The organism is Streptomyces sp. (assembly GCF_031178505.1).
GTDB lineage: Bacteria > Actinomycetota > Actinomycetes > Streptomycetales > Streptomycetaceae > Streptomyces > Streptomyces gulbargensis.
Window position 1 is genome coordinate 1 of the sequence record NZ_JAPSIW010000490.1, and the last position, 5423, is coordinate 5423.

The following is a 5423-nucleotide window of genomic DNA, read 5'->3' on the forward strand; positions in this document are numbered from 1 at the left end:
CGAGGAGCTGCCGGGTGAAGGGGGCGTGCCGCCGCGCCGGCCTCGGGGTGAAGGCGGCGCTGCCGTGTCCGGTGGCCAGCCCCCGGTAGTCGGTGTTGTCCTTGACGAACGTGGGGACTCCGGCGAGGGGGCCGCCCGTCCCGGTGGCGGCGGCCGGCGCGTCGAGGAAGGTGTGGACGGCGTGGAGCCGCTCCTCGACCGCCCGTACGCGCTCGGCGGCGTCCCGGGCGACCTCGGCGGCGCCGACCTCACCCCGCCGCAGGGCCTCGGCGAGCCCGACGGCGTCGTGCTCCCCCAGGGCGTCGTCCCGGAAGGCGTGCACCGTGGCCCGTTCCCCGAAAACCGTCACCGCTTCCCCGCCCTCCGCCGTGTGGATGGTGCCCCATCATTCCCTACCGGCGGGTAACGCGCGAGGGCCGGCGGCCCGTTCGCGCCGAGAGGCCGAGCGGCGCGCCGCTCAGCTCTCCGCGGGGACGCGAGCGGGGCGCAGCGGCAGCCGGCGACGGCGCCGGCGTCGCTCGGCGCGTTCGCGGGTGTGCCGGTCGAGTTCCTCCATGAGGCGCATGCCCCGGTGCTCCGGGTCCAGTTCGTCGAGGACGCGGTCGATCTCGGTGAGTATGGCCCCGTAGAGCTGCCAGTGCCCGGGTTCGCGCAGGGCGAGGGCGAGCAGGAGGGGGGCGGCGCGCTCACGGCAGGCGCGGGCGGCGCGGAGCTCGCCCGCGAGACGGCTCTCCGCCGCCTCGGCGTCCTCGCTGCCCCGCGCGGTGACGAGGACGGCGAAGCTGACGAGGGTGTCGGCGGTGTACTGGAGGGTTTCGCGCACGGCGAGGGCGGTGTCGCGGGGCAGCAGGTCGTGGCCGTCGCGCTCCTTGGCCAGGTCGGTCAGGGTGCGGGTGAGCACGCGCAGGACGACCGCGCAGATCTCCAGGGTGTCGAGGCCGGTGCGCAGCACGATGCGGTGCAGCAGGCCCTCCTTGACGCGGGGGTTGAGCCGCAGGCTGTCCTCGGCGGTGCGCAGCGCGGCGTCCACGTCGGCCACGTCGTTGTCCAGCCGCCGGGCCTCGTGCAGACGGGCGGCGGCCTGCTCCACGGGCGGCGCGCCGGTCAGTTCCTCCGACACGTCGAGCAGCAGCTGCCGCATGCGGCGGGCCATGTCCTCGATGGAGGCGCCCGCGGTGTCCACCCAGACGGGAGGCGCGAGCAGGAGGTTGAACAGCATGCCGACGACGGCGCCGATGAGGGTCTCCAGGACCCGGTCCCAGGCGGTGTGCGCGACCTGGGTGACGCCGAGCACGAGCATGGCGCTGATCGCGACCTCGGGGATGAACTCCTCGACCTTCACGAACCGGCCCACGACGAGCGAGGCCAGGATGACCAGGGCCAGGCTCCACCAGGAGAGGCCGACCAGCACGCTGAAGGCGATGGCGATGAGCACGCCGACGACGACCGAGTTGACCCGGCGCAGGCTGGTGGTGAGGGTCGAGTAGAGGGTGACCTGGACGACGAGCAGGGCCGTCAGGGGCGCGGTCAGGGGCGCCGGTTCGCTGCTGAGCCAGAGCGCGGCGACGTACGAGAGGGTCGCCGCCGCCGTGGACCGTAGCGTCTGGACCGCGAACGGGTCCCGTCGCATCCTCCTCACGAGATCGTCGTACCGGGCGCTCCGACTGCTGCGCTGCGTCACGTGCTCCCTCGTTCCGATCACGGTGTCCCGTCGCTCCGAGCCTGCCACCCGCGCGGGCGCCGGGGCTCCCGGCGCACCGCGCGGACTGCGCGCCTACCCCTGAACGACCGGCTCATGACCCGGGGGTGGTCGGCGCGCGTGCGGCCGGCGGGACGCGGGGGTCACTCGACGCGGATGACGAGCATGCAGGCGTCGTCCTCGTGTCCGGCCTGGTCGGGGCCGGCGAGGATGGTGTCGATGAGCTCCTGCGGGTCGCTGCCGGCGGCGCGCGTCATCGTCTCGGCGAGGCGCTCGATGCCCTTGTTGATGTCCTCGTCCCGGCGTTCCACCATGCCGTCGGTGAAGAGCAGGAGGACGTCGCCGGACCGGAGGGGGGTGGAGGTCGTCTCGTACGCGTAGCCGGGGAGGGCGCCGAGGAGCGGCCCGCGCCGGCCGGTGTGGAGCGGCCGGGCCCGGCCGTCGCGGAGCAGCAGGGGCGCGGGGTGTCCGGCGTCCGCCCAGTGGAGGGTGCGGGAGTCGTCGATGTGGCCGGCGATGACGGTGGCGGTCTGGCCGGTGGGCTCGCTGCAGATCAGTTCGTTGAGCCAGGTGGTGATCTCCCCGGCGGAGGCGCCGGTCTGGGCGAGGCCGGCGAGGGCGTGGCGCTGCTGGGACATGCGGGCCACCGCGTCGAGGCCGTGTCCGGCGGCGTCGCCGATGGCGACGAGGACCCGGCCGTCGGGCAGGAGCCGGCACTTGTACCAGTCGCCGCCGACGGCCGCGTCGGCCTCGGCGGGGCGGTAGGAGGCGGCCACGGTGAGACCGACGGCGGCCAGCGCCTGGGAGTGCGTGGGCAGCAGGGCCTCCCGCAGGGCGCCGGCGACCCGGCGTTCGGCCTGGGTCTGGCGCCGCAGGCGGTCCGACTCGCGCTCGGTCTCGGCGAGGCGCCGGCGGCTGCGGATCTGGGGGGTGAGGTCGCGGGCGACCAGGTTCACGGCCCAGGGCCTGCCGTCGGTGCCGGTGACGGGACGGCCCAGGAGGTCGAGGGTCCGTACCTCCCCGAGGACGACGAACCGGATGCGGGTCCAGGCGGGTTCCTCCCCGGCGAGGACGGAGGTGAGGAACTCGGCGAGGGCGGTCAGGTCGTCCGGCAGCAGGGCGTCGCAGAGCTGTTCGAGGGACCAGGGCATGCGGACGTCGGCGTGGAAGATCCGGCAGAGCCCTTCGGACCAGGTCACCTTGCCGGAGAGCAGGTCCCAGTGTCCCCATCCCATGGAGGCGAGGTACTGGGCGTCGATGGTGAGGAGTTCGGTCTGGCTCTGGACGGGGCGCCAGGTGAGCAGCACCTGTTCCCCGCAGAGCGCGGCCGAGTGGAGGAGCGGTGCGCGGTGCAGGCGGCCGAGGCGTTGCTCGGTGTAGTCGACGACCCGGCCCTCCAGTGATCCGCCGCGTGCGACGAGGTCGGCGAGCGCCTGCAGCAGTCCGCTGTTCGCGGCGCCCGGACGCGCTTCGAGGAAGCGCTGTCCGACCTGCCGGTCGGGGGCCTCCAGCCAGTCGGCGGAGCGGACCCGGTTTCCCGCGACGATCAGGAAGTCGCGGACCCCCCGGGTCGCCTCGTCGTAGACCGGTTCCAGGAGGACGGCGGAGGCGGGGATCGCGCTGAGCGCGGAGCACGTACCGGAGGCTCCCTTGTCGTGGGTGCTGCACAGGCAGGCGGGCCGGCCGTCACGGGAGGGCGTGGCGGCCGGGACGGCCAACATCTGGACCGGTGAGGTGAGCTCGTCCCCCGGTGGCGGGAGAGGGGGCTGTTCCGCCGCGCGTCGGACCGAGGCGCGCAGGGAGGCGACCTCCCGTCCGATGAGGTCCTTCAGTTCCTCGACGCTGTCGGGCAGCGGAAAACTCATGATCGCCTCCCTGGCGGCACACGCGGCGGGCGCCGCGCTCCCGGCGGCGTGCGCGGCCTGCTGCCATGTGCGCCGCTGCCCACGCGCCGGGGGATCATGCGCGGCGGGACGGCGCCGGCGGGGCGGAGGACCGCCGGCTCACCCGTACGGCTCAGGCCGGTCCGCTCGCCGCCGGTACGGCCGCGGCCGTGGAGCCCTCCGCCCCGGTCACGGAGCCCTCGCCGGCGGGCGCGGGGCCGTCCGGCTCCCAGCGCAGGAGGTCGCCCGGCTGGCAGTCGAGGACCTGGCAGAGCGCGGCGAGGGTGGTGAAGCGCACCGCCTTGGCGCGGCCGTTCTTGAGGACGGCGAGGTTGGCGGGGGTGATGCCGACGCGTTCCGCGAGTTCGCCGACGGACATCTTGCGGCGGGCGAGCATCACGTCGATCTCCACGACGATCGGCATCAGATCACCTCGGCCAGCTCGTCCCGCATGCGGGCGGCCTCGATGTCCCGGGCGACGGCCTGGGCGAGCAGCACGCGCAGGACGAGGACGATCAGGGCGACGCCGAGCACCGCGAGGCTCGCCCCGCAGATCAGCAGGACGACCCCGGGCGCCACCGCCTCGCCGGGCGCGAGCAGGACCGCGAGGGCGAAGACCACGGCGGCGCCCGCGGCGAAGGCGCCGGTGATGACGTCCACGTACCGGAAGGCACCGTGCGAGAACACCGTCCCGCGCCGGACCATCGTGACCAGCCGCCAGACGCAGACCAGGACGACCTGGGCGGTCACGACGCCCAGGACGACGATCACGAGCAGCGGGGTCCGCAGGTAGGCGTACGTCGCGTTCAGCCCGTTCAGGTCGGAGGCGAGCAGCGGCACCATCACCACCTCCACGAAGACCGATCCGGTGAACAGCACCGCGAGCACGGCCCGCAGCGCGAGCACGGCCAACTTTCCCATCGAGACACCTTTCCATCGAGAAGCGATGTGAATCTATCGATTTTCGATAGATATGGCAAGGGCGTGGCCCCGGTGGTGCGTGCAGGCGTCTCAGTCGGCGCGGTGCACGAGCAGCAGCGCCACGTCGTCGGCCCGGTGCGTGGCGTCCTCCACGTGGCGGATCAGCTCGTCGGCCAGCCGGTCGGGGTCGCCCGCGAAGCGTGACCGGGCCAGCCGGTCCGCCAGGTCCGTCATGGCCGCACCGAGGTCGGTGCCGGGGGCCTCGACGAGGCCGTCGGTGTAGAGGGCGAGCACGGAGCCGGGCTCCCAGGGCACCTCCGTGGTGCGGTACGTGACGTCCGGGGCGATCCCGAGGACGAGCCCGGGCTCGACGTCGAGGACGCGAGCGCCGCCGTCCGGGCCGCGCAGGAGCGGCGGCGGGTGGCCCGCGGTGGCCAGCCGGAGGCGGCCGTGGGCCAGATCGAGCTCGACGATGAGGCAGCTGGTGAACCGGTCGGTGTCGAGGTCCGTGAGCAGCCGGTTGGTGCGGGCGAGGATGTCGCCGGGTGAGGCGCCCGCCGTGGCGTGGGCGTGGACGGCGGTGCGGACCTGCCCCATCAGGGCGGCGGCGGCCGTGTTGTGGCCCTGGACGTCCCCGATGACCGCGATGGCGGTGGTGGGGGTGGCGCGGACGAGGTCGTAGAAGTCCCCGCCGACCTCCATGCCGTGGCCGGCGGGCAGGTAGCGGGCGGCGACCTTCACCCCCGGGGGCGGGTGCAGGCTGTGGGGCAGCAGGCCGGTCTGGAGACTGTGAGCGAGGGACTGCTTGGCGTCGTAGAGGCGCGCGCGGGCCACCGCCTGGGCGATGAGTCCGGCCAGGGAGGTGAGCAGGGCCCGTTCGGCGGGCGGGAAGGGCCGCGGCTGCTCGTAGGAGAGGATCA

The 5423-nt window shown here is 74.3% G+C and carries 6 protein-coding genes; all 6 read right to left on the reverse strand.

Going from position 1 to position 5423, the window contains the following annotated elements; translation table 11 throughout:
- On the reverse strand, positions 1-349 hold a 349-nt coding region (locus tag RIF68_RS26040; RefSeq protein ID WP_309053734.1), incomplete at its 3' end, for an amidase family protein.
- A gap of 108 nt (positions 350-457) precedes the next feature.
- On the reverse strand, positions 458-1630 hold the full coding sequence (locus tag RIF68_RS26045) for an aromatic acid exporter family protein (RefSeq protein ID WP_309053735.1): 1173 nt from the start codon (positions 1628-1630) through the stop codon (positions 458-460).
- Between the two features lie 212 nt (positions 1631-1842).
- Entirely contained in the window at positions 1843-3564 is a 1722-nt protein-coding gene (locus tag RIF68_RS26050; protein WP_309053736.1) for a PP2C family protein-serine/threonine phosphatase, read from the reverse strand.
- 151 nt (positions 3565-3715) lie between these two features.
- Complete coding sequence (locus tag RIF68_RS26055; RefSeq protein ID WP_309053737.1) at positions 3716-4006, reverse strand: helix-turn-helix transcriptional regulator; 291 nt, start codon at positions 4004-4006, stop codon at positions 3716-3718.
- Positions 4006-4503, reverse strand: coding sequence for a DUF2975 domain-containing protein (locus tag RIF68_RS26060; RefSeq protein ID WP_309053738.1), 498 nt, complete (start codon positions 4501-4503; stop codon positions 4006-4008). Before RIF68_RS26060 ends, RIF68_RS26055 begins: the two co-directional genes overlap by 1 nt.
- 90 nt (positions 4504-4593) lie before the next feature.
- Positions 4594-5423, reverse strand: an 830-nt coding sequence (locus tag RIF68_RS26065; protein WP_309053739.1) for a SpoIIE family protein phosphatase, incomplete at its 5' end; no start/stop codon positions are given.